Below are 2,217 nucleotides of genomic sequence, written 5' to 3' on the forward strand. Positions count from 1 at the left end.
GCCTGGAGCGCACCTTGAAGTTCTGGCGCGACTGGATCGGGCAGTCCAACTATCGCGGTCGCTGGCGGGAAATGGTCAACCGCTCGGCCCTCGCCCTGAAGCTGCTGACCTCGCGCAAACACGGCGCAATCCTTGCCGCAGCCACGTTCGGTCTCCCGGAAACACCGGGCGGCGAACGCAATTGGGACTATCGCTACACGTGGGTCCGCGATGCCTCGTTCACCGTCTACGCGTTCATGCGCCTGGGGTTTGTCCAGGAAGCCAACGACTACATGCGCTGGCTGCGCGGGCGAGTCAGTGACTGCCATGGCAAGTCGAAGAAGCTCAACATTCTCTACGCCATCGACGGTCGCCAGGAACTGCCAGAAACCGAACTGGCGCACCTGTCCGGTCATGGCGGCGCCACGCCGGTGCGCATCGGCAACGGTGCCTACGACCAGGTTCAGCTGGACATTTTCGGTGAGCTGATGGATGCGATCTACCTGGTCAACAAATACGGAGACGCCATCTCCCATGAAGGCTGGAAACACACCGTGGAAGTGGTCGATCAAGTGTGCGAAACCTGGCAGCAGAAAGATGTTGGTATCTGGGAAATGCGCGGCGAGCAACACCACTTCCTGCATTCACGGCTTATGTGCTGGGTCGCCCTGGACCGCGCCATTCGTCTCGCTTCCAAACGTTCCCTGCCCGCCCCGTTCGCCCGCTGGGACCAGATGCGCCAAGCCATCTACGCCGACATCTGGGACAACTTCTGGAACGAAGAACGCGGGCATTTCGTCCAGCACATCGGCGGCACCGCCCTCGACGGCTCGATGCTGTTGATGCCGCTGGTGCGCTTCGTCAGCGCCAAAGACCCGCGCTGGCTCGCCACCCTCCAAGCCATCGAAAAAACCCTGGTGCGCGACGGTATGGTCTATCGCTATCGCAACGACGACACCCGGATTGATGGCCTCGACGGCACCGAAGGCGCGTTCGCCGCGTGCTCGTTCTGGTACGTCGAATGCCTGGCGCGAGCCGGTCAGGTGGAAAAGGCACATCTGGAGTTTGAACAGTTGCTGAGGTATGCCAACCCGCTGGGCTTGTACGCCGAAGAGCTGGACAGTCATGCGCGGCATCTGGGAAACACGCCGCAAGCGTTGACGCATTTGGCGCTAATCAGCGCGGCGTGTTTTCTGGATAGGAAATTGAGTGGGGAGAAGAGTATCTGGCAGCCTTAAGACTGTGGTGCCCCCATCACGAGCAGGCTCACTCCCACATTGGAATGCGTCCAACTGTGGGAGCGAGCCTGCTCGCGATGGGGCTGTTAGCCAAGACAGCATTTTCCGATAAACCACGTCGGAAATTTCCCGTTTTGCGCCGCCGTTTGTAGGATCGAAGCTTACCCATGAAGGACTTAAACACTATCCCAAGGCCTAAAAATCCAATTCTGGCGTGCATTTGTGGGTGCAGATGCCCCGCCCCCTACAAAAGTTAAACCAAACATCCCCCCTTCACCCCAGCACGGCAGATTCCTACACGCGCATATACCTTGTTGCCAGTCGTTACATCCCCCCCTAACATCCAGCGTCAACGGGTACAGCGGAGCTGTCCAATAAAACCCGAATTCAAGGAACCAGAATGAACCAGCGTATCCACCGCAGCATCGACTCCCCCTTCCGGTCAGGCCTGAACCGCGATGAATTATGGGAAGGCCCTGACAAAGGCTTGATCAAATGCTGGGAAATCGGCCGCCAACGCTCCGCCCGCTTCCCCGAACTCGCCCGACGAAGCCTCGCCGGGGAACTGCCGGTGCTGGGCTGGAAGGGTGGCGTCAGTCGCAGCCTGAAAAAACTCGAAAAATACGGATCGCTCAAATACCTGGCCCAGTGGCAAGGTTTACGCGGGGAGGATCTGGATGTTGATTTGGGTGAAGAGCGGGCGTTGGCCTGTTCCCGAACCGGAATGGTGGTGACGTTTACACCGGATCGGTCGAAGTACTTTAATCAGGTGGCGGAAGTGGAAGCGTAGGGAGGAGCAACTATTCACTCGCCATTAAAAAAACTGGTGCAGCTTTTTACTCTGGCTGCATCAGGCCATCAACAAAGCCAGTAACCGTGGCGACAAGCTCAGCGCTGCCACTAGTTCTCCGAACCTTGCTCGCTCCCATGGAGTATCACCGCCCAGCCCAGATCGGCGGAATATGATAACGACCCCCTCGACTTTCGCGCTCTTCTAGTC

General features: G+C 58.4%; 2 protein-coding genes. Both read left to right on the forward strand.

Annotated elements, in window-relative coordinates; all coding sequences use genetic code 11:
• A partial coding sequence (locus AC1DRJ_RS25145; protein ID WP_477804540.1) for a glycoside hydrolase family 15 protein occupies window positions 1-1,217 on the forward strand: 1,217 nt, incomplete at its 5' end.
• Window positions 1,218-1,617: 400 nt separating this feature from the next.
• Window positions 1,618-2,007, forward strand: a complete 390-nt coding sequence (locus tag AC1DRJ_RS25150) for a hypothetical protein (RefSeq protein WP_477804541.1) — start codon at window positions 1,618-1,620, stop codon at window positions 2,005-2,007.
• The last annotated feature ends 210 nt before the right edge of the window (window positions 2,008-2,217 follow it).

It is taken from the genome of Pseudomonas sp. P5_B2 (assembly GCF_056400445.1).

Excerpts from the sequence above, each read along its gene's own strand:
- AC1DRJ_RS25150 (WP_477804541.1), top strand. The coding sequence starts at position 1,618 with ATGAACCAGCGTATCCACCGCAGCATCGACTCCCCCTTCCGGTCAGGC.